The sequence below is a fragment of the Actinomyces oris genome, from assembly GCF_001553935.1.
Classification (GTDB): Bacteria; Actinomycetota; Actinomycetes; order Actinomycetales; family Actinomycetaceae; genus Actinomyces; species Actinomyces oris_A.
In genome coordinates this window covers 1,168,402-1,189,590 of sequence record NZ_CP014232.1, presented here as the reverse complement: position 1 = coordinate 1,189,590, position 21,189 = coordinate 1,168,402, and the positions used below count along the sequence as shown (strand labels likewise).

General features: G+C 67.6%; 20 protein-coding genes and 2 tRNA genes. 18 read left to right on the top strand and 4 right to left on the bottom strand.

The window, feature by feature from the left end:
• Positions 1-33: 33 nt before the first annotated feature.
• The 3 genes from yidD to rpmH are packed head-to-tail and all read right to left on the bottom strand — an operon-like array spanning position 34 to position 849.
• Positions 34-318, bottom strand: coding sequence for a membrane protein insertion efficiency factor YidD (gene yidD / locus AXE84_RS05030; RefSeq protein ID WP_029316102.1), 285 nt, complete (start codon positions 316-318; stop codon positions 34-36).
• Between the two features lie 23 nt (positions 319-341).
• A complete protein-coding gene (gene rnpA / locus AXE84_RS05025; RefSeq protein WP_236750209.1) occupies positions 342-659 on the bottom strand; it encodes a ribonuclease P protein component in 318 nt (105 codons plus the stop codon).
• A gap of 52 nt (positions 660-711) precedes the next feature.
• Positions 712-849, bottom strand: coding sequence for a 50S ribosomal protein L34 (rpmH, locus tag AXE84_RS05020; protein WP_003788507.1), 138 nt, complete (start codon positions 847-849; stop codon positions 712-714).
• A gap of 596 nt (positions 850-1,445) precedes the next feature.
• Between rpmH and dnaA the strand changes: the two genes are divergently transcribed.
• The 17 genes from dnaA (at position 1,446) to AXE84_RS04940 (ending at position 17,087) form a co-directional block, all read left to right on the top strand.
• Complete coding sequence (dnaA, locus tag AXE84_RS05015; protein ID WP_060957074.1) at positions 1,446-3,125, top strand: chromosomal replication initiator protein DnaA; 1,680 nt, start codon at positions 1,446-1,448, stop codon at positions 3,123-3,125.
• Positions 3,126-3,780: 655 nt separating this feature from the next.
• Positions 3,781-4,911: a DNA polymerase III subunit beta gene (dnaN, locus tag AXE84_RS05010; RefSeq protein WP_003788502.1), complete on the top strand. Its 1,131-nt coding sequence runs from the start codon at positions 3,781-3,783 to the stop codon at positions 4,909-4,911.
• Between the two features lie 13 nt (positions 4,912-4,924).
• Positions 4,925-6,142, top strand: coding sequence for a DNA replication/repair protein RecF (recF, locus tag AXE84_RS05005; protein WP_060957073.1), 1,218 nt, complete (start codon positions 4,925-4,927; stop codon positions 6,140-6,142).
• Entirely contained in the window at positions 6,135-6,812 is a 678-nt protein-coding gene (locus AXE84_RS05000; protein WP_208854576.1) for a DciA family protein, read from the top strand. The genes recF and AXE84_RS05000 overlap by 8 nt, the downstream gene beginning before the upstream one ends.
• A gap of 326 nt (positions 6,813-7,138) precedes the next feature.
• The gene (gene gyrB, locus AXE84_RS04995) at positions 7,139-9,166 is read left to right on the top strand and encodes a DNA topoisomerase (ATP-hydrolyzing) subunit B (protein WP_009406855.1); all 2,028 of its coding nucleotides are present in this window, start codon (positions 7,139-7,141) and stop codon (positions 9,164-9,166) included.
• A 68-nt stretch (positions 9,167-9,234) separates the two neighbouring features.
• Positions 9,235-11,916, top strand: coding sequence for a DNA gyrase subunit A (gene gyrA, locus AXE84_RS04990; RefSeq protein WP_060957072.1), 2,682 nt, complete (start codon positions 9,235-9,237; stop codon positions 11,914-11,916).
• The gene (locus AXE84_RS04985; protein ID WP_029316099.1) at positions 11,913-12,410 is read left to right on the top strand and encodes a DUF3566 domain-containing protein; all 498 of its coding nucleotides are present in this window, start codon (positions 11,913-11,915) and stop codon (positions 12,408-12,410) included. Before gyrA ends, AXE84_RS04985 begins: the two co-directional genes overlap by 4 nt.
• 49 nt (positions 12,411-12,459) lie before the next feature.
• Positions 12,460-12,533: transfer RNA gene (locus AXE84_RS04980), tRNA-Ile, on the top strand.
• Positions 12,534-12,563: 30 nt separating this feature from the next.
• A complete protein-coding gene (locus AXE84_RS13055; RefSeq protein WP_009396342.1) occupies positions 12,564-12,698 on the top strand; it encodes a DLW-39 family protein in 135 nt (44 codons plus the stop codon).
• Between the two features lie 32 nt (positions 12,699-12,730).
• Positions 12,731-12,806: transfer RNA gene (locus AXE84_RS04975), tRNA-Ala, on the top strand.
• A gap of 93 nt (positions 12,807-12,899) precedes the next feature.
• Positions 12,900-13,424, top strand: a complete 525-nt coding sequence (locus tag AXE84_RS04970) for an HXXEE domain-containing protein (RefSeq protein WP_060957071.1) — start codon at positions 12,900-12,902, stop codon at positions 13,422-13,424.
• 103 nt (positions 13,425-13,527) lie between these two features.
• Positions 13,528-13,917 carry a hypothetical protein gene (locus tag AXE84_RS04965; RefSeq protein WP_060957070.1) on the top strand — a complete coding sequence of 130 codons (390 nt, stop codon included), beginning with the start codon at positions 13,528-13,530 and terminating at the stop codon, positions 13,915-13,917.
• Positions 13,914-14,117, top strand: coding sequence for a helix-turn-helix transcriptional regulator (locus AXE84_RS04960; RefSeq protein ID WP_010612892.1), 204 nt, complete (start codon positions 13,914-13,916; stop codon positions 14,115-14,117). The genes AXE84_RS04965 and AXE84_RS04960 overlap by 4 nt, the downstream gene beginning before the upstream one ends.
• A gap of 1 nt (position 14,118) precedes the next feature.
• A complete protein-coding gene (locus AXE84_RS04955) occupies positions 14,119-14,619 on the top strand; it encodes a MarR family winged helix-turn-helix transcriptional regulator (protein ID WP_060957069.1) in 501 nt (166 codons plus the stop codon).
• Positions 14,620-14,755: 136 nt separating this feature from the next.
• Positions 14,756-15,727, top strand: coding sequence for a quinone oxidoreductase family protein (locus AXE84_RS04950; protein ID WP_060957068.1), 972 nt, complete (start codon positions 14,756-14,758; stop codon positions 15,725-15,727).
• A 65-nt stretch (positions 15,728-15,792) separates the two neighbouring features.
• Positions 15,793-16,242: a GyrI-like domain-containing protein gene (locus AXE84_RS04945; RefSeq protein ID WP_060958161.1), complete on the top strand. Its 450-nt coding sequence runs from the start codon at positions 15,793-15,795 to the stop codon at positions 16,240-16,242.
• Positions 16,239-17,087, top strand: coding sequence for an AraC family transcriptional regulator (locus AXE84_RS04940; RefSeq protein WP_060957067.1), 849 nt, complete (start codon positions 16,239-16,241; stop codon positions 17,085-17,087). Before AXE84_RS04945 ends, AXE84_RS04940 begins: the two co-directional genes overlap by 4 nt.
• 89 nt (positions 17,088-17,176) lie before the next feature.
• Here AXE84_RS04940 and AXE84_RS04935 read toward each other — a convergent pair whose 3' ends face one another.
• The gene (locus AXE84_RS04935) at positions 17,177-19,813 is read right to left on the bottom strand and encodes a CshA/CshB family fibrillar adhesin-related protein (RefSeq protein ID WP_060957066.1); all 2,637 of its coding nucleotides are present in this window, start codon (positions 19,811-19,813) and stop codon (positions 17,177-17,179) included.
• A 580-nt stretch (positions 19,814-20,393) separates the two neighbouring features.
• Between AXE84_RS04935 and AXE84_RS04930 the strand changes: the two genes are divergently transcribed.
• Complete coding sequence (locus AXE84_RS04930; protein WP_060957065.1) at positions 20,394-21,152, top strand: Rossmann-like domain-containing protein; 759 nt, start codon at positions 20,394-20,396, stop codon at positions 21,150-21,152.
• Positions 21,153-21,189: the final 37 nt, after the last annotated feature.

Here is a 21,189-nt window from a genome sequence, read left to right as displayed (position 1 = left end):
CCGGCGTCGTGTCCGCCGGTTCAGCGGGTTCGGTCAGGGGTCCTCGACCGTGAACCTCGGAACGTCACGGGGATGGTGGTATCGCCACTGCCCCCTGTCCGGGACATGATCGACTCCACCGCGGGTCAATGGGTTGCATCGCAGCAGACGCCACAGGGCCAGCAGCAGGCCCTTGATCGGACCGTGCACCTCCAGCGCCGTGACGGCGTAAGCCGAGCATGTGGGGTAGTAGCGACAGGAGGCCGGCAGGGCGGGCGAGATGAAGCGCTGATAGAAACGCACCGGAGCCACAAGGACTCGTGTCAACCATCTGCCCATCGCTGCGCCCGCAACCGGCCGGCTCACCGCCGACGCCCTTCGTCCTGACGCTCCCGGCACCGGCTCAGCAGCCGGTCCAGGTCCCGTCCCAGGGTGTTGCTGTCGGCGCCGTCGGCACCTGCCAGTCCGCGTACGACGACGCGGGCGCCCGGTTCGAGGGAACCGACCCGCTGCGCCATGAGGGCTCGCACCCGGCGCTTGACGCGGTTGCGGCGAGTCGCCAACGGGACCTGCTTCTTGGGCACGACGACGCCGACGAGAGCCGGGGAGTCATCCCCTCTCCCGCCGGCGTGGTAGTGCACGACCAGCCTGCGGTTCCCGCAGCGCGTACCCCGACGAATCGCGGTAGTGAAGTCCTCACCCCGCGCTAATCGGTGCGCCGCGCCGAGCACCTCAGGCGGCGAGGCGAACGCGGCCCTTGCGGCGCCGCGAAGCGAGGACGGCGCGGCCTGCGCGGGTGGACATGCGCTTACGGAAGCCGTGCACCTTGGCACGACGACGGTTGTTCGGCTGGTAGGTCCGCTTGCTCACGGGCTTAACTCCTGCTTGAGGTGATCGGAACAGTGCATCGCGAGGTTCGCGGCACTGTCGCTCGTGCGGCTGCCCCATGGTTCGGGACCTGACTCCGCGCGAACGTCTGCAACAGCCTACGTTTGGCCCTCTTGCCGGTCAAACGAATGTGGCCGACTGTGACCACTGTGACCGGTGGCGTCATCCACACCCTCTCCACACTCCGTCCACAAGCGGGGTCGTTCGTGTCCACGACTGTGGGAAGTCCTGCGTCCACACCCTTGCGGATATGTGGATAACTCCTGGACCTGCGCGTACCGACTCGAAAGTCCCATCAATGACGACACATGTGTCATTCCGCGGGCTGACAGCACATGATCGGAACCGGCCATGCCTACTGTTTTCGGAGTTTATTCTGAACGTTATCTGTGAGTCATCGCTCGGTGTGTCCCCAGGTGTGGACAAGGCTGTGGAGAACCAGCATGATGGGACGCCCGGTCAAGACCTTCCGGTTCGCCAGTTCCACACAACCCTGTCATCATCGACGCAGGGTCCCGACCGGCGTCGGTCGGGCTGCAGTCACCGGGTTCACCAACCATGCTGATCAGGAGTCCGTCGTGCCCGACGCCGCCAATACCAAATGGCTCTCAGCCCTCGAGGTGCTCTCCAGCTCCGGAGAGCTGGGGCAGGGCAAGATGTCCATGATCCGCATGACCCATCTCATCGACGTCGACGGCACGCTCGTCCTCGTCGTCGGATCGGCCTTCGCCAAGGACATCGTCGAGCAGGCACGTGCTCCCATCAGCGCCGCCATCACCCAGGTCTGGGGCCGCCCCATGCCCATGGAGGTCACGGTCGACACCTCCTCGGAGGCCTCGCGGGCACCCATGCACCCGGTGGCCCCCGAACCGGTCAACCTGACGACCGTCGCCCCCGCACCGGCATCCTCCCCGTCCCCCTCCGTCCCACCCCAGCCGTCGGGGCCCTCCACCGCATCGGCTGTGTCCGCCGCGCCCGCCGCACCAATGGTGCCCACCTACGGTGAGCAGCTCGCCGAGCCCTCGCCCTACTCGGCGAGCGCACCCTCACCGATGCCTCAACCCCAGGCCTCCGCGTCCTCAGCACCGTCGACGATGTCGGGGTCCCTTCCCGGCAGGTCGGGACTTGCCGGCACCTACAGCCCCGGGGGCACCGGCCCCCAGAACCCCACCGGGCTGCTGACCCCCACAGCGGCCCACGACGTCTCCCAGCTCAATCCGAGATACACCTTCGACACCTACGTCACCGGCTCCTCCAACCGCTTCGCCCACGCCACCGCGCTGGCCGTGGCCGAGGCCCCGGCCCGCGCCTACAACCCCCTGTTCATCTACGGTGGCTCCGGCCTGGGCAAGACGCACCTCCTGCACGCCATCGGCCACTACGCCCAGACCCTCAACCCGGGGATCCGCGTCAAGTACGTCAACTCCGAGGTCTTCGTCTCCGACTTCATCGCCTGCGTGCGCGACGGCAACCAGGACGACGGCCGCATGGAGGGCTTCAAGCGCCGCTACCGCGAGGTCGACATCCTCCTGGTCGATGACATCCAGTTCCTCCAGGGCAAGGAGTCGACCCTCGAGGAGTTCTTCCACACCTTCAACTCCCTGCACTCCTCGGGCAAGCAGGTGGTCCTCACCTCCGACCAGCCCCCCAAGGCCCTCGGTGGGCTCGACGAGCGCCTGCGCTCCCGCTTCGAGTGGGGCCTGCTGGCTGACGTCCAGCCCCCGGACCTGGAGACCCGCATCGCGATCCTCTCCCGCAAGGGCACCGCCGAGGGCCTCGACCTGCCCTTCGACGTCCTGGAGTACATCGCCTCGCGCATCACCACCAACATCCGCGAGCTCGAGGGCGCCCTCATCCGGGTGACGGCCTTCGCCTCCCTCAACAAGCAACCCGTCGACCAGACCCTGGCCGAGATGGTCCTCAAGGACATCATCTCCGACCCCGAGGGCCAGGAGATCACGACCTCCCTCATCATGGCCCAGACCGCCGACTACTTCGGCATCACCATCGATGACCTGTGCTCGGCCAACCGCTCCCGCACCATGGTCTCGGCCCGCCACATCGCCATGTACCTGTGCCGTGAGCTCACCGACCTCTCCCTGCCCAAGATCGGGCGGGAGTTCGGCGGGCGCGACCACACCACCGTCATGAGCGCCGACAAGAAGATCCGCACCCTCATGGCCGAGCGGCGCTCCACCTTCAACCAGGTCACCGAGCTGACCAGCCGCATCAAGCAGGCCGCCCAGTCACCCTCCTGAGCCGACGACGGGACGCATCATTCACGCGATTGACAGATGTGGTCCGGTGAAGGTGCTCGAAGGCGTGGACGGGACTGGCGGGAGCGCCGCGAGGAACGAGCGGCGCGGATGGTTGCCAAGAGTGCCTTCACCGGACCACGTCAACCGCAGCTGTGGACGGTGCTGAGGAGGGGACGTGGAGGAGCGAGCGTGTCGCTGTGGAGGTAGCGCACCCCCACTGTGGAATGACAGGGATGTCATTCGCTCTCTCCACCGGGACGGTGCCTGACTCACCAAAACCACCCACGTGTCATTCCCCAGCGCCACTGGCGTCATGACGGCGAAAAATCCTGTTATCCCCAGCATCCACACGTGCTACTACCCCTACAGATCTAGATGACAAGAAATCGCGAAGCACGATCGGCCAACGAGACCGGACCAGGCCCCGGGCGCTTGTCATTCGGAAAGGCTCATGGGATGAGCATGGGTGATCGCTGGTGACAGGGTGACTCCCACGGACTACCGTCTACACTCTCGACCCAGGACTGCGTACCCAGCGACGCCGTTCCCATGACGACTGTCCGCCGGCGACCTGCCGGCACCACGTATTTTTCTCGGCTCAGTAGTGCCACGACGCCTACCGGCCGACCGACCACGATTGACGGAGGCACCTACCGTGAAGCTCAGGGTTGACCGAGACATCCTCGCTGAAGCCGTCACCTGGACTGCACGATCCGTGCCCGCCCGCCCGCCGGTACCCGTGCTCGCCGGCGTCAGGCTGGAGGCCAAGGGCTCCAGCCTCGTCCTGGCCTCCTTCGACTACGAGGTCTCCGCCCACTGTGAGGTGGCCGCCGACGTCGAGGAGGACGGCGTCGTCCTCGTCTCCGGACGCCTCCTGGCCGATATCGCCAAGGCACTCCCGAACAAGCCCGTCGACCTGGAGGTCGAGGGCAACAAGGTCGCCGTCTCCTGCGGGTCGGCCCGCTTCTCCCTGGCGGCCATGGCCGCTGACGACTACCCGGCACTGCCGGTCATGCCCGCCGTCGCCGGCACGATCGACGCCCACGACCTGGCCCGCGCCGTCGGCCAGGTCTCCATCGCCGCCTCCCGCGACGACACCCTGCCGCTGCTCACCAGCGTCCAGATCGAGGTCGAGGGCAGCTCGTTGGTCCTCATGGCCACTGACCGCTACCGCCTGGCCATGCGGGAGCTGACCTGGTCGCCGTCCAACACCGAGCTGTCCACCACGGCCCTGCTCAAGGCCCGCACCCTCTCCGACGTCGCCAAGTCCCTGACCTCTTCCGGAGACGTGACCGTGGCCCTCAGCAGCGAGTCGGCCGCCTCCAGCCTCATCGGCTTCGAGGCCGGCGGGCGGCGCACCACCTCCCTGCTCACCGACGGCGACTACCCGCCGGTGCGCCGGCTCTTCCCGGAGTCCACCTCGATCCACGCCACCGTGGGCACCGACGAGCTCATGGCCGCCGTGCGCCGCGTCAGCCTCGTCGCGGACCGCTCCACCCCCATCCACATGTCCTTCACCCAGGGCAACCTGGAGCTCGACGCCGGACAGGGCGACGACGCCCAGGCCACCGAGCAACTCGTCGCCCACCTCGAGGGCGACGACATCTCCACCGCCTTCAACCCCGGCTACCTCCTCGACGGCCTGGGCGCCCTCAACCAGCCCTACGTCCGCCTCGACTTCACCCACGCCTCGAAGCCCGCGGTGCTCACCGGCATGGACTCCATCGGGGGCACCGAGGACTCCTCCTTCCGCTACCTGCTCATGCCGATCCGCTTCGGGGCCTGAGACCCGACGGTGCATGTACGTCTCTGACCTCTCCCTGGACGACTTCCGCTCCTACCGCAGCCTGGTGCTGTCCCTGGAGCCGGGCCCCAGCGCCTTCGTCGGCTCCAACGGGCAGGGCAAGACCAACCTGGTCGAGGCCATCGTCTACCTGGCGACCCTCTCCTCCCACCGGATCGGCGCGGACACCGCCCTCGTCCGACGGGCGGCACCGGGACAGACCCAGCCGGCCGGCGCCGTCGTGCGTGCCCGGGCCGTCCACGGGGAAAGGCCCAGCGTCCTGGAGATCGAGATCATTGCCGGCAAGGCGAACCGGGCCCGCCTCAACCGGGGCGGCTGCCGGCCCCGCGACCTGCTCGGGGTGCTGCGCGCGGTCGTCTTCGCCCCCGAGGATCTCTCCCTGGTGCGCGCCGAGCCCGGGGTCCGCCGGGGCTTCCTCGACGACCTGGCGGTCACGCTGCGCCCGGGCCTGGCCGGGGTGCGCGCCGAGCACGACAAGATCCTCGCCCAGCGCGCCAGCCTCCTGAAGTCTGCGCGCGCGGCCCGCTCCTCGACCTCCTCCATGCTCTCCACCCTGGAGGTCTGGGACGCCCAGCTCGCCGCGGCGGCCGCCCGGCTCATCGCCGCCCGGGTCGACGTCGTGCGGCGCCTGCGCCCCTGGGTGGCCTCCGCCTACGAGACCGTCTCGGGGACCTGTGGGCAGCGCTCCCGTGCCCAGATCGCCTATCGCTCGAGCCTGCTGACTCACGAGGGACACCCGGAGCCCGACCCCCACGACGAGACGGCCTGGCTCGCCGGCGAGGAGACGCTCCTGGATGAGACCGCCCTGGCCACGCGCCTGGAGAGCGCCATGGGTGAGCTCCACGCCCGCGAGATCGACCGCGGCGCGAACCTCGTCGGGGCGCACCGCGACGACCTGAGCCTGTTCCTCACCGGTCTGCCCGCCCGCGGATTCGCCTCCCACGGCGAGCAGTGGTCCTTGGCCCTCGCGCTGCGCCTGGCCTCGTACGACATGCTGCGCACCGACGTCGACGCCTATGGCGGGGACGGCGAGCCGGTCCTCATCCTCGACGACGTCTTCGCCTCCCTGGACGAGCAGCGCCGCCGCGCCCTGGCCCAGATGGTCGCCGGCGCCCAGCAGGTCCTGCTGACCGCCGCCGTCGACGACGACGTCCCCGCCGAGCTCGCCGGCGCCCGGTACCGCGTGGCCGACGGTGAGGTCACCCGTGGCTGAGCCCTCCGCGCCCACCGGCGATGGCCCACTGCCCGACGTCCTGGCCCAGCGGGCCCTGACCCGCCAGCGCGCCCAGGCCTGGGAGAAGGGCGACAGCCGCGTCCCCGTCCGCCGGCTGCGCGAGCCGGCCGGCGGTTCCGGGGGCAAGGACGCACAGCCGGCAGCGCCCTGGGACCAACGCCGCGAGCTGGCCCGGGCCCTGGGACAGAACCCCGACGACCCGGCCGACCGCGGCCCCGGACTGGCGCGGGGACGCGACCGGCCCGGCCCCACCCCCTTCGACCCCCGCACCGGGAAGCGCGAGCTGCGCCGCATGGTGGCCGACAACGGCTGGGCCGGAAAGCTCGCGGTGGCCGGCGTCGTCGCCCGGTGGCGGGCCATCGTGGGCGATCAGGTCGCCGAGCACTGCACCATCGAGTCCTTCGACGCCGGTCGCATCACCCTGCGCGCCTCGTCCTCGAGCTGGGCCCAGCAACTGCGGCTCCTCCAGCCCACCATCGAGGCCAGGATCGTCGAGGCCCTGCGCTCGGGGCCCGGCGGCCGCCAGGCCGGAGGGATCAGCACCGGCGACGCGGTGGAGCTGCGGATCCTGGGGCCGGCCGGCCCGACCTGGAAGCGCCGCGGAGTCGGCCTGCGCGGCACCCGCGGTCCGCGCGATACCTACGGGTAGCGGGGGCGCGGGTATCATTGTCAACGCACCGGCCGCGGCCGTCGTCGTGGGAAAGACACGGTTCGGGCGCCAGGAATCGGGCGGCGCGCCGATCCACGCGGGACAGAGGTGACCACGGGCACGCCCCCAGCTGTTCACGGCACAACGGTTCACGGGCCCATCTACGCTAGAATGCGGTGAAACCGCCCAAGGTGCGCCCAGGACCGTCCTGATGTACCCACCTACGTGTGCGCACGATCCTCCTCAGGATCGTCGTGTGAAGGGGCCGGACGGAGACATCGGACCACTGAGGTCCCGATGCGCACAGATTGAGGAGCAACTGACACGTGTCTGACCAGGACGCCACTGTGAATCACGATTACGGAGCCTCGGACATCACCGTCCTCGAAGGGCTCGAAGCGGTCCGGAAGCGCCCCGGCATGTACATCGGTTCCACCGGTGAGCGGGGTCTGCACCACCTCGTCTACGAGGTCGTCGACAACTCCGTCGACGAGGCCCTGGCCGGCTACTGCGACCACATCGAGGTCACCATCCTGGCCGACGGCGGCGTGCGCGTCAGCGACAACGGCCGCGGCATCCCGGTCGACGAGCACCCTACCGAGCACAAACCCACCGTCGAGGTCGTCATGACGATTCTGCACGCCGGAGGCAAGTTCGGGGGCGGTGGCTACGCCGTCTCCGGCGGTCTGCACGGCGTGGGCATCTCCGTGGTCAACGCCCTGTCCACCCGGGTGGACACCGAGGTCCGCCGACAGGGCTTCGTGTGGCGCATGTCCTTCGCCGACGGTGGGCGTCCCATCACCGAGCTCGTCAAGGGCGAGGCCACCGACTCCACCGGCACCACCCAGACCTTCTACCCGGACCCGACCATCTTCGAGACGGTCGACTTCGACTATGAGACGCTGCGCCGTCGCTTCCAGCAGATGGCCTTCCTCAACAAGGGCCTGCGCATCACCCTGACCGACGAGCGCCTCGGCGTCCAGGACGCCGGCGACGAGATCGCCGGGGACGACTCCGCCCCCGACGCCCCCGAGGTCGGCTTCCGCACCGACTCCTACTGCTATGAGCACGGCCTGCGCGACTACGTCGCCTTCCTCAACAAGTCCAAGAAGGCCGAGCTCATCCACCCCGAGATCATCGACTTCGAGGCCGAGCAGTCCCTGGGCGAGAACCACTCCATCAGCCTGGAGATCGCCATGCAGTGGACCAGCGCCTACTCGGAGTCGGTCCACACCTACGCCAACACGATCAACACCACCGAGGGCGGCACCCACGAGGAGGGCTTCCGCACGGCTCTGACCACCCTGGTCAACAAGTACGCCCGGGACAAGGGCCTGCTCAAGGAGCGCGACGACAACCTCACCGGTGACGACATCCGTGAGGGGCTGACCGCTGTCATCTCCGTCAAGCTCTCCGAGCCGCAGTTCGAGGGCCAGACCAAGACCAAGCTCGGCAACACCGAGGCGCGCACCTTCGTCCAGCAGACGGTCTACGCCCAGCTCGGCGACTGGCTGGACTCCCACCCCGGTGACGCCCGCGCCATCATCACCAAGGCCTCCCAGGCCGCCGCCGCGCGCCTGGCCGCCCGCAAGGCCCGTGAGGCCACCCGCCGCAAGGGCGTCCTGGAGTCCGCCTCCATGCCCGGCAAGCTGCGCGACTGCTCCTCGAAGAACGCCGCGGACTCCGAGATCTTCATCGTCGAGGGAGACTCCGCCGGTGGCTCCGCCGTCGGCGGCCGCGACCCCGAGCACCAGGCGATCATGCCGATCCGCGGCAAGATCCTCAACGTGGAGAAGGCGCGCCTGGACCGGGCCCTGTCCTCCGACACGATCCGCAGCCTCATCACCGCCTTCGGCACCGGAATCGGCGAGGACTTCGACATCGCCAAGCTGCGCTACGGCAAGATCGTCATCATGGCTGACGCCGACGTCGACGGCCAGCACATCGCCACCCTCCTGCTGACCCTCCTGTTCCGCTACATGCGGCCCCTCATCGAGCACGGCCACACCTACATCGCCATGCCGCCGCTCTACCGGCTCAAGTGGTCCAACGCCGAGCACGAGTTCGCCTACTCCGACGCCGAGCGCGACAAGCTCCTGGCCGCCGGACAGGAGAAGGGCCGCCGCCTCCCCAAGGACGGCGGAATCCAGCGCTACAAGGGTCTGGGCGAGATGAACGACCACGAGCTGTGGGAGACGACCATGGACCCCACCACCCGGATCCTCAAGCAGGTCACGCTCGATGAGGCGGCCGACGCCGACGAGACCTTCGCGATCCTCATGGGCGACGACGTCGAGCAGCGGCGCTCCTTCATCCAGCGCAACGCCTCCGACGTCCGCTTCCTGGACATCTGAGCGGCACCGAGCCACACGTGAAGCGCCGGCCCGCGGCCGGCGACCTCCTCTGAACACGAAGGAATCCTGTGAGCGACGAAGTTGAAGAGATCATCGGCGACGAGGGAGCGACGAACGCACCCGCCCCCGAGCGCATCCAGCCGGTCGACCTCCAGATGGAGATGCAACGCTCCTACCTCGACTACGCGATGAGCGTCATCGTGGGCCGGGCCCTGCCCGACGTGCGTGACGGGCTCAAGCCGGTCCACCGCCGCGTCCTGTACGCCATGTATGACGGCGGCTACCGCCCCACCGCCTCCTTCTCCAAGTCCTCGCGCATCGTCGGCGACGTCATGGGGACCTACCACCCCCACGGCGACAGCGCCATCTACGACGCCCTGGCCCGCCTGGTCCAGTGGTGGTCGCTGCGCTACCCGCTGGTGGCCGGCCAGGGGAACTTCGGCACCCCCGGCAACCTGGGGCCCGCCGCACCCCGGTACACCGAGTGCAAGATGGCGCCCCTGGCCATGGAGATGCTCCGGGACATCGACGAGGACAGCGTTGACTTCCAGGACAACTACGACGGACGCAACCAGGAGCCGGTCATCCTGCCGTCGAGGTTCCCCAACCTCCTGGTCAACGGCTCCGAAGGCATCGCCGTCGGCATGGCCACCCGCATCCCGCCGCACAACCTGCGCGAGGTCGCCCGCGGAGCCCAGTGGTACCTCGAGCACCCCGACGCCTCGCGCGAGGAGCTGCTCGACGCCCTCATCGAGCGGATCCCCGGACCCGACTTCCCCACCGGCGCCACCATCCTGGGCCGGCGGGGCATCGAGGACGCCTACCGCACCGGCCGCGGCTCCATCACCCAGCGGGCCGTGGTCAACGTCGAGGAGATCCAGGGCCGCCAGTGCCTGGTGGTCACCGAGCTGCCCTACCAGGTCAACCCCGACAACCTGGCCGACAAGATCGCCCAGCTCGTGCGCGACGGCCAGGTCACCGGCATCGCCGACATCCGTGACGAGACCTCCGGGCGCACCGGTCAGCGACTGGTCATCGTCCTCAAGCGCGACGCCGTCGCCAAGGTGGTCCTCAACAACCTCTACAAGCGCACCCAGCTTCAGGACAACTTCCCGGCCAACATGCTCGCCCTGGTCGACGGGGTGCCGCGCACCCTGAGCCTGGACGGCTTCGTGCGCCACTGGGTCGCCCACCAGATCGACGTCATCGTGCGCCGCTCCCGCTTCCGCCTGCGCAAGGCCGAGGAGCGTCTCCACATCCTCGAGGGCCTGCTCAAGGCCATCGACGCCCTCGACGCCGTCATCGCGCTCATCCGGCGCTCGCCCACCACCGAGGAGGCCCGCACCGGCCTCATGGGGCTGCTGGACGTCGACGAGGCCCAGGCCGAGGCCATCCTCTCCCTCCAGCTGCGCCGTCTGGCCGCTCTGGAGCGCCTCAAGATCCAGGAGGAGTCCGAGGAGCTGCGCGCCCGGGTCAAGGACCTGCGCGAGATCATCGCCTCCCCGGAGCGCCAACGGGGCATCGTCTCCGACGAGCTGGCAGAGATCGTCGAGAAGTACGGCGACGAGCGCCGCACCCGGATCGTGCCCTTCGACGGCGAGATGAGCATGGAGGACCTCATTCCCGAGGAGGACGTGGTCGTCACCATCACCCGCTCCGGCTACGCCAAGCGCACCCGCACCGACTCCTACCGCTCCCAGCACCGCGGCGGCAAGGGAATCCGCGGGGCCACGCTGCGCGAGGACGACGTCGTCGACCACTTCTTCGTCACCACGACGCACCGCTGGCTGCTGTTCTTCACCAACTACGGCCGCGTCTACCGCGCCAAGGGCTACGAGCTGCCCGAGGGCGGGCGCGACTCCAAGGGCCAGCACGTGGCCAACCTCCTGGCCTTCCAGCCCGGCGAGGAGATCGCCCAGGTCATGGAGCTGCAGGACTACGACCAGGCCGACTACCTGGTCCTGGCCACTCGCCGCGGCCTGGTGAAGAAGACCCGCCTGAGCGAGTACAACTCCAACCGCTCCGGCGGCGTCATCGCCATCAACCTGCGCCAGGACGAGGAGGGCAACTACGACGAGCTCGTCTCCGCCCGCCTCCTGAGCACCGGGCAGGACCTCCTGCTGGTCTCCCGCGCCGGCCAGTCGCTGCGCTTCCACGCCGACGACGACACCCTGCGGCCCACGGGCCGGGCCACCAGCGGTGTCACCGGCATGCGCTTCCGTGAGGACGACTACCTGCTGGCCATGGACGTCGTCGACCCCTCCTGGCAGGACGCGGACCTGTTCGTCGTCACCGAGGGCGGCTACGCCAAGCGCACCAACGTCGTCGACTACCCCGTCAAGGGCCGTGGCGGCCTGGGCGTCAAGGTCGCCAACCTCGTCGAGGCCCGAGGCAACCTCGTGGGTGCCCTGGTGACCGACTCCGGTGACGAGGTCCTGTGCATCATGGCCTCGGGCAAGGTGGTCCGCTCCGCCGTCGTCGAGGTCTCGCGGACCGGTCGGACCACGCAGGGCGTGACTTTCGCCAAGCCCGACGCCGGAGACCGCATCATCGCGGTGGCCCGTAGCACTGAACGGGACATGGAGGAGGCGGTCGATGCCGCCGATAGCGCCCCGAGTGCCGACTCTGCGGACTCCACCGACCAGACCCAGGCTCTCCAGGCCCCGGAAGGTGACACTGGCGACTCTCCTGCGGACTCAGCGGCGGACACGGTAGCGTTGGAAGACAACGAGAGTGAGGTCGAAGCATGAGCCAGCCGGTTTCCATGTCCCCTGACGGTGGGCAGTCCGCAGGTGCCGCATCCATTGTGGGTGGCGCGGATGCCTCCGGCAGCGCGTCGGGCGGCAAGAGCAAGAAGAGCAAGAAGACCATCGCCGGGCCGCGCCGCGTGCGTCTGGCCCTGACCCGGGTCGACCCCTGGTCAGTGATGAAGGCGAGCTTCCTGCTCAGCTTCGCCGCGGGCATCATGCTCATCGTCGCCACGGCGGTCGTGTGGTTCATGCTCGACGCCATGCACGTCTTCTCCACCATCGAGGAGCTTGTCAAGACGGTCGCCGGTGAGCGCTCCAACACCTTCTCCGCGATCGTGGCCTACCTCGAGCTGCCGCGCGCACTGGCCGTCTCCACGATTGTGGCCGTGGTGGATATCGTGCTGGTGACCGCTCTGACCACGCTGGGCGCCTTTCTCTACAACATCACCGCCACCCTCGTCGGTGGGATCCATCTCACGCTTGCGGACGAGTGATCGGATTTGGTCTGCGATAGCCGGACAGGTTAATCTTCTCCGGTCGCAAGGGCCTATAGCTCAGTTGGTTAGAGCGCATCCCTGATAAGGATGAGGTCGCTGGTTCGAGTCCAGCTAGGCCCACCGTCCGCGGTGAGACGATGAGGAGGTTTCATGAGGAACCGTGCAGTCGTATCAGCCGCGGTCTTTTCGTTCCTGGCCGCTGCGGGTTATGCCGCGTGGCTCAGGTTCGAGGCGGCCCGTATGGAGCGGGCCGCGTGGGCCGAGGTCACCGACCCCGTTGACTAGCAGCTGACGGAACCGGTGAGCATCCTCCCTAAGGGGCCATGGCGCAATTGGTAGCGCACCTGCTTTGCAAGCAGGGGGTTACGGGTTCGAGTCCCGTTGGCTCCACCACTGTTTCTTATACTCCTTGATCCCTGAGATGGGCCGTGGTGGTCCGCCTCGGGGATTCTTTCTCCGGTACCGTGATTACTGGAGGTGACTGTGATGGATCCTGTGTCACTGGCGACTGGGGGACTGTTCTTCTCGTGGCTGGCTCATGACCTCGAGGAGCTGGCCACGATGCCGGGCTGGACGCACCCGCTTTTCGACAAGGTCCCCTTCCTGCCCGAGGACATCCGACGTCACGGCTGCTCGCGCGAGCAGGTCTACCTGGGGATCGGTCTCATGGGTGTCCTCATGGCTGCTGCTTCCATGGACGGCTACCGCACCCGCGGACGCTCCCCCGTCTACCAGGCCGCGCTCTACGGCTACGGCATGCACACCTTCAGCCACCTGGGCTCAGCGGCTCTGGCCCGGCGCTACACCCCGGGGGTGGTGACGGCGCTGCCGTTCGTCCTGCCCTTCTGGATCTTCGCGAAGCGGACGCTGCGAGCTCATGGGGTCGAGGTGCGCCCCCACCGGTGGGTGATCCCCGCCTTCCCGGTCATCGCCGGCACGGCCCTGGGCAGTGCGTACCTGATGACAACAGGGAGGTCGGGAGGACATCGTCGGGAAGTCAAGCGACCTTGACTTGATGACAGGGTGACCCTATCATTCGTGTTGTGGTCAGGGTTGATCCGGTCGATCGCCGGCAACTGATCCGTTTCATTGTCTCCATGGACGGAAGGCAGCCATGACTATCGAGCGTAAGGTAGGTACTGCCTACTCCATCCGATTCACTGTCGGCGCCGTTCTCTACTCCGTCGGAGTTCTGGTCGGCCTGAGATGGGCGCGATCCATGAAAGGCGACCCATGGCGATTCGCCTTCGCACTGCTTCCCATGCTTGGTGTCCTCATCTGCGCGTGGGCGATGATGCGCTTAGTGCGCGAGGCGGATGAGATGCAGGCGCGCAAGGTGATGGAAGCGCTTGTTATTTCCGCAGCGGGGACAGTCATCGCGTCGATCGCCTACAGCTTGTTGGAGGAGGTGGGGGCTCCTCGAGTCAGTCTCATCTGGGTCGGCGGTGCGTGGGCTCTGTTCTTCGGTGTCGGGATGCTGTGGTCCTCCTGGCGGTACCGGTGAGGAACGATCTCAAGGTGCTGCGCGCCCAGCGCAGCTGGACTCAGGCTCGGCTCGCCGAGGAGCTGGGTGTCTCTCGCCAGACGGTCAACGCTTTGGAAGCCGGGCGCTACGACCCCTCCCTGCCCCTGGCCTTCACCATCGCTCGCGTCTTCGGCCTGACCATCGAGGAGATCTTCTTCCCCGATGACGAGGCCTCCTAGGATGAACGCCGTGAGCCGCACCGTTGACATTCCGCCCCCGAGGCGAGGACGTCGCGAACTCGTCGAGGACACCGAGGTGCGGCTCGGCCTACACATCAAGTCCGCCGAGCAAGCCATGATGGCCGCCAAGACCGAGGCCCTCAGGAGCTTCGGTCTCACCGTGGCCCAGTACGCGGCCATGCTCTCCCTGTACTACGTGCCCGAGCAGTCCTCGGCCCAGCTGGCCAGGGCCGCCGCGGTCACTCCGCAGACGATGGCCACCGTCATCGCCAAACTGGAGCAGAAACGACTCGTCACCCGTCACCCCTCCTCCGACCACGCCAAGGTCCTCATCGCCTCACTCACGACCGAGGGTGAGGCCCTGCTACTGCGCGCCGACAAGGTTGCACGCCGCATCGAGCAGCGCATGGCCGAGTCCTTCACCGCCAAGGAGCGTCAGCAGCTCACCGAGATGCTCGGGCGCGTCACCTCCCTCCTGCGCGACAACCTCATCGCCGAGTAGCGGCCGAGACATCGACGATCAAGGCGTTCACGGACCTACGATCACCACTGGCTCAGCGAATCGCAACGGGGCTGCTCCGTGTCGTGTATCAGGTATCTGATACTGTGTCGATGACTGATACAGGAAGGTGTTGCTCATGAAGGCCATGCAGATCGTCAGCTTCGATGGTCCGGCGTCCGGGTTGCGGTACCAGGAGGCTCCGACCCCTGAGCCCGGACCGGGCGAGATCGCCGTGGATGTGGACCATGCCGGCGTCGGCTACGTCGAGGCGCTCTTCACCGAGGGCCTCGTGCCCATCGACCTGCCCTGGACTCCCGGGCTGGAGGTGAGCGGCCGGGTCCGCGCCCTCGGCGACGGGGTGGATGACTATCGGGTTGGGGACGCCGTGGTCGCCCTGACCATCACCGGAGGTGGCGGCTACGGGCAGGTCGCCGTGGCCCCCGCGGAGCTCGTCGTACCGCTCCCCGCGGGACTCGATCCGATCCTGGCCGCCGCAGTTCCGGCCAACTCGACGACGGCGCTCGTCGCCCTGGAGGAGATCGCCCACCTGCGCCGCGGCGAGAGCGTGCTGGTCCACGCCGCCGCCGGCGGCCTCGGATCGCAGATGGGTCAGGTGGCCCGACTGCTCGGTGCGGGCCGCGTCGTCGGCGTCACCCGCAGCGAGGCCAAGCGCCAGGAGATCCTGGACCTGGGCTATGACGAGGCCTGGTTGACCGAGGACCTCTCCGAGGCCGACCCCGCCCAGTTCGATGTCGTCGCCGACCCGGTGGCCGGCCCGGCCAGGCTGCGCAGCCTCGACCTGCTGCGTACGGGAGGACGGCTCCTCGCGCTGGGGGACGCCTCCCAGGCGGAGGTCCAGCAGGTGAGCACCACGTCGCTGTGGCTGCGGGGCATTGGCGTCATCGGCTTTAACCTCGGGGCCTTCAGCCAGGCGAACCCAGGACTCGTCGGAGGCCACCTGAGGCGCGCGGTGGAGCTTGTGGCCTCCGGAGAGCTCCAGGTCCACGTCACCGACCGCCTCCCGATCCAGGAGGCCGCTCAGGCCGTTACCGCGGTGCGCGCGGGAACCACCACCGGCAAGATCGTTCTGACCCACTCGCAGGACTGACGACCCGTCCAGGTCCGCAAGATTCGTCAGTGAGCTCAGGGCGCCGTAAGAGCATCATGGTGCGCATGAGAGAAACGATCGGCTCCTTCGACGTTGTTGGCCTGCCTCTTCGGACGTCGAACCGAGAGGCAGCCCGAACCATCCCTCCTCACTGGCAGGCCGCTGCCGACGCCGGGCTCCTCGCACCCGAGAAGCCCGGCGTCGGCCCCGGCATCTATGCGGTCTACACCGACTACGAGACTCCCGGTGACGATGTCGACGGTGTCTACACCCTCGTCATCGGTAGGCGCATCGAGGCCGGAGGTCCGGTTCCCCCTGGCCAGGTGACTGTGACGGTCCCGGCCTCTACTCACGAGATCGTCACGCTGGCTGATGTTCGGCCGGAGAGTGTCTATGACGCGTGGGTGGATGTCTGGGCCCGCGAGGACCTGGCCCGTGACTATCGGGCCGACTACGAGTACTACGCTCCGGACGGCTCGATCCACCTGTCCATCGGGGTCCTTCCGAACACATGAGGGCCGAGCAGTACCTGCACCACCTCGACGTTGTCACCGACTACATCTACGCGCATCTCGACGACGACCTCAGCCTGGAGACTCTCGCTCGCGTCTCCGGGTTCTCCCGCTATCACTGGCACCGCATCTACCGGGCGGTGCGCGGAGAGACGGCCGCTCAGACCGTACGTCGTCTCCGCCTGGAGCGAGCGGCCGCCATGCTCACAGAGACCTCGTGGCCGGTGGAACGGATCGCCTGGAAAGCTGGGTTCACTGGCACCGAGGTGTTCAGTCGGGCCTTTCTCCGCTCCTATGGGACGACTCCCAGTCGATTCCGCATCGATGGACGCCCGGCATCGATCGATTCACCGGCGATGAGTTGCGGTTCGGGATCGACGTCGTCGGTGAGTCAGGACCCGGGGTGGGCGGTGCGCGTGGAGACTCGCCGCGGCTATCGACTTGCCGTATCCGAGCACCGTGGTTCCTATTTGGATATCGGCCGGGCCTTCAGCCGAGTCAGAGACCGTGTGGGCTCCGGGAGTCTGATGGTTGCCATCTATGAGGACGATCCCGACGCCGTTCCTCCGGCTGATCTGCGCTCGGCGGCTGGAACCGTCGTCGACCCCGGTATGAGGATTCCCCACGGCCTTGCTGAGAGGGTGGTGCCGGCCGGCCGGCACGCGATCATGCGTTACATCGGCCCCTACTCCTCGATGCATGCCGCCTACCGGTGGCTCTACGGTCAGTGGCTGCCGAGCTCGGGCGAGGAGCCGCGAGACCATCCGATCATCGAGGAGTATCTCACCGACCCGGCGACCACCCCGCCCGTCGACGCTGTCACCGACATCCTCCTCCCGCTCCTGTGAGGCATCCGGCCTGATGCGGTTGACGCCGATGGGCCGCAGACACCGTGGTGTCTGCGGCCCATCACGTGCGTCCCGATGGTTCGCTCAGGTCATGAGTCCAGGGCCCGCCGGCGTCGGTAGGCCTGGATCATCATGACCGGGGCCGTGATCCCCAGCACCGCCCCACCGGCGATGAGGAAGGTGTCGGCCGCGCTCCCTCCGGTGAAGGGGATGGCGGGCACCGCCGACTTGCGGTTGGAGATCTTGCCCAGCGCCACGACCTGCCCCTGGGAGGAGATGGTGATGGTGCGGGGGGTGGCGTCCAGGATGTAGCCGGTCGGTGGCTTGGTCTCCATGAGCCCGTAGGAGCCGTAGCCCAGCTCCGCCAGCTTGAAGGCGCCGGGGTTCCCATCGGTGTCCAGGCTGCCCTGGGCGCAGGTGCCCACGCAGTCGGTGATGGTGCGGGCCTGGTCCGGCTGGGGCCGACCGTTGGAGTCGAGGGGAACCAGCGACCACTGGGCACCCTTGATGGGGTTGCCCCGCTCATCGGTCTTGGTCCAGGTGGCCGACCCCTTGATCCGGGTGTTGGTGACCTGACCCAGGTCGAGGGTGGGAGTGTCGTCGTCGGTGCCCGCGGCCGGCGCCGATCCGTCCAGGGTCTTGGTCAGGGTGGTGGAGGACAGGTGGTAGCCGGCCGGCGCCTGGGTCTCAGTGATGGAGTAGTTGCCCCAGGTGAGCCCGGAGACCCTGAAGAACCCGGCACGAGGGTCTTGGTCCACCGAGCCATTGGGGCACGTGGCCTTCCCACCGGTGACGACGCAGTCGGTCACTTCCTTCTGACCGCCGTTGAGCGCCGGGGAGGCCAGCGTGAACACGGTCCCCGCCAGCGGGTTGCCGGCGTCGTCGACCTTGCTCCAGATGACCTGACCGGGCTGAGCCGTGTTGACCATCGTGCACTGCATCCACTCACCGGTGGCCAGATCCAGAGTCTTGGAGGCGGAGTTGACCGTCGACGACGGAGTCCTGATATCCGAGTTCGGGTGCGGCACGCAGGAGACGGCGGCCTTGTACCCGGCCGACTTGGGAGACGATGAGGACTCCGACAGCACCGTCTGGCCCTGGGGCAGGTAAGCGGAGTCGAAGCCGCCGGCGCCTGAGGCGGTCTTACCGCGCTTGGGGGTTGCCGTGAGCGTCCAGTCCTTGGCGGACAGACCCAGGGAGCCGGCCGCGGTGTTGTCCACCTGCTTGACCAGGGACAGGTTGGGCAGCTGGACCTGCACCTGGTGGTCCTCGACCTCACCGTTGACAGCGATGCCAGTGGGCTGAGGGTCCTCGGCTTCCCGTCCGTTGGGCGGGGCGCCGGTGATGCGCAGACGCATGAAGGTGGCCGCACCGTTGCCATTGATGGTGCTCCGCTTGGCGTCCTGGGGGACGGTCCAGGTCACAGTGGCCTTACCGGCGCTGGAGCAGGAGGTCACCGCGGAGCGCTCACCGGCGGAGAAGGTGCCGTCCCGGTTCCAGTCCACCCAGCCGGCAATCTTGGTGTTGCTGCCCGAGCAGGTGATCTCCTGGCTCCACTTCTGGCCGATATCGGTCCAGATGACGCGGTCCCAGCCGGCGGGCAGGGCGTCCTCGTCATCAATATCCGTGGTGTTGTCCCTCGAGGCGTCAGCGCTGTGGGTGATGGTGTCATCGTGGTCCGTCAGGGCACCCAGACGCACGACGGCGGAGTTCGTGGTGGCCACGTTGCCCTGGTCCGTTGCCGCACTCAGGTTGTACCAGTCTCCGGCGTCGCCCTCATACGGTGCCTTGCCGCGGGCGATGTTGCGCTCTCCGCTGTCAGACAGCTCCCCACCGCTCCAGGCCGGCTGGAACGCGCTGCCGGCAACACCGTAGCTCTCAGGCGCGTCGCCGTAGTCCATGTAGGAGACGACACCGAAGGCGACGGCGCCTCGACCGCCTCCGTGGATCTCGACGTAGCCGGTGCGCATGTTGCTCAGCAGCATGACCGAGGAGGGGCCGTAGCCGTTGGGAACCTTGGCGCTGCACTCGGCGTCGTCCGGGCGCAGCTTGACGCCGGGCCGGTTACCAACAGGGGTGGAGACGGAGACCTTGCCCACGACGGAGTTCGTGATGCATCCCGGTGGCCGGGCGCTCTCCAACAGGCGGTAGGTGACGTTCTGGGAGGCGACGTAGGGGATCGGGGAAACGGAGATGTACTCCTTCTGGCCGTTCGGGATGTGCCAGCTCGAGGCCTCAGCATCGGCGAAGACGATACCCTCCATCGGAACCTCCACCTTGTTGGGGAAGTGCTCCAGCTGGCTCTTCGCAGGCTGGGAGGCGGAGGTCACCAGGTAGGCGCTGCACTCGATCTGGAACTGCTGTGTAGAGGAGTCCCTCAGGTTGGCAATGCCCAGAGGCAGGTTCGATGAGGTCGCATAGGGCTTCTTGGCAACCCCGGCGGTGTAGTTGGTGCCGTCGTTGTAAAGGCGAGCCAGGCCGTCTCCCCTCCAGTTACCCGGATAGTATCCGACACTCAGGCCCCGGTCCGTGGGCAGCCCCGTCTCATTCTTTCCCACGGCAGTGGTGCGCACATTGGATAGGGTGCATCGACTGGTTCGCCACTTATCGCCGGAGATCCGTGAGGGAGTCGACCAGACCACGCCGGTGCTTCCGTCGGGAAGGATTCTCGTGCCTTTCCCGGGTAAGGTATTAGTCATCTCGGTCCAGTCGATCCAGTCGATCACCTGGGTGTATTTTCCCGATCCTCCGGCAGGATTGCCGTGAACGGCCTCAGCCGGGGGAGCCGGGAGCGTCGCTGTGCCCAGTGCGCCGGCAATCAGGGCAAATGTCGAGATGGCGGCGCCGCTCCTCAGTCTCCGACGAGACTGGCGTGAGGGTTGACGTGATGACGTCAGTTCCCGCCGGTGTGAGCGGACAAAGAATCGGCGAAGCATGAAGCGCTACCTCAGTTTTAGGGTCATGGGCCTTGACACGGTAGCATTAAGGAATTCCACAGAGAATCACGGTGAGATTCCTGCAACTCAACAGCAATCAATATCACGGTTGAGTGTCGTCAATGAATTGCGTCATCGGTCGGAAAGTGACGCATTAGTATTCTTCCGGTGCACTCATTGTGCCTGCGCTCATTGTACGTGCGCTCATTGTGCGGGCAGCGGTGCTCGGGCGGTGGCGCCCGGTTCTGTCTGCGCTGAGGCGATGCCTCGAGGAGTCGCTGAGGCACTGGGGTGAAGGGCTGCGCCGTCGGACGGGACTGCTTAGGATAGGTAAGGCTCAGTCACCGCCCGGTTGCAGAAGGATGAGGTCATGTCACAACCCTGGGAGATCTACGACGCGCTTCTTGACGGACTGCCCGACGACGTCGTCGTGCGCACAGCGGGACAGGGGCCACGCTGGAGCCGCGTCCTCAACTCCGCCGGCGGCGTCGGCACGGCCTGGACCATGGATGTGCGCAGCCGCCCGGCCCTCAACGACGGGCCGCTCGACGGACGGCCGCTGCGCGACGTCGGCGCCCTGGCGAAGTCCTGGAACCTGGCTGAGGCCAGCATCGGCCAGGCCGCCATCAACTCCTGGTACTCGCGCGAGCAGACGGCTGCGGCCAACGGATTCGAACCCACCGGGGAGGGACTGACCTGGCGCCAGGTCTTCGACCCCTACCGGGAGATGATCGTCGGCAAGAGAGTCGCAGTCATCGGGCACTTCCCCTTCGCCGAGGCCGCCCTGGCCGGCGCCGGCGAGTACATCTGCCTCGAGCGCAACCTTCAGCCCGGCGACTGGCCGGACAGCGCCTGCGAGTACGTCCTGCCCGAGTGCGACCTCGTCTTCATCTCCTCATCGAGCTTCGTCAACAAGACCGCGCCGCGTCTCATCGAGCTCTCCCGCCAGGCGCACACCGTCCTGGTGGGGCCATCGACGCCACTCAACCCGGTGCTCCTCGACTACGGCGTGGACACCATCACCGGTTTCATCGCGGCGAGTTCACTGAGCGACCCCGCCTCCCTGGCTGAGATGATTCCGGCCGGCGACATCGGCCCCGGATTCCGGGTCCACCGTCATCGGGCCTGAATCGGCAGCCCTTGCCACTGGGGCCTCCTGGTTCAGA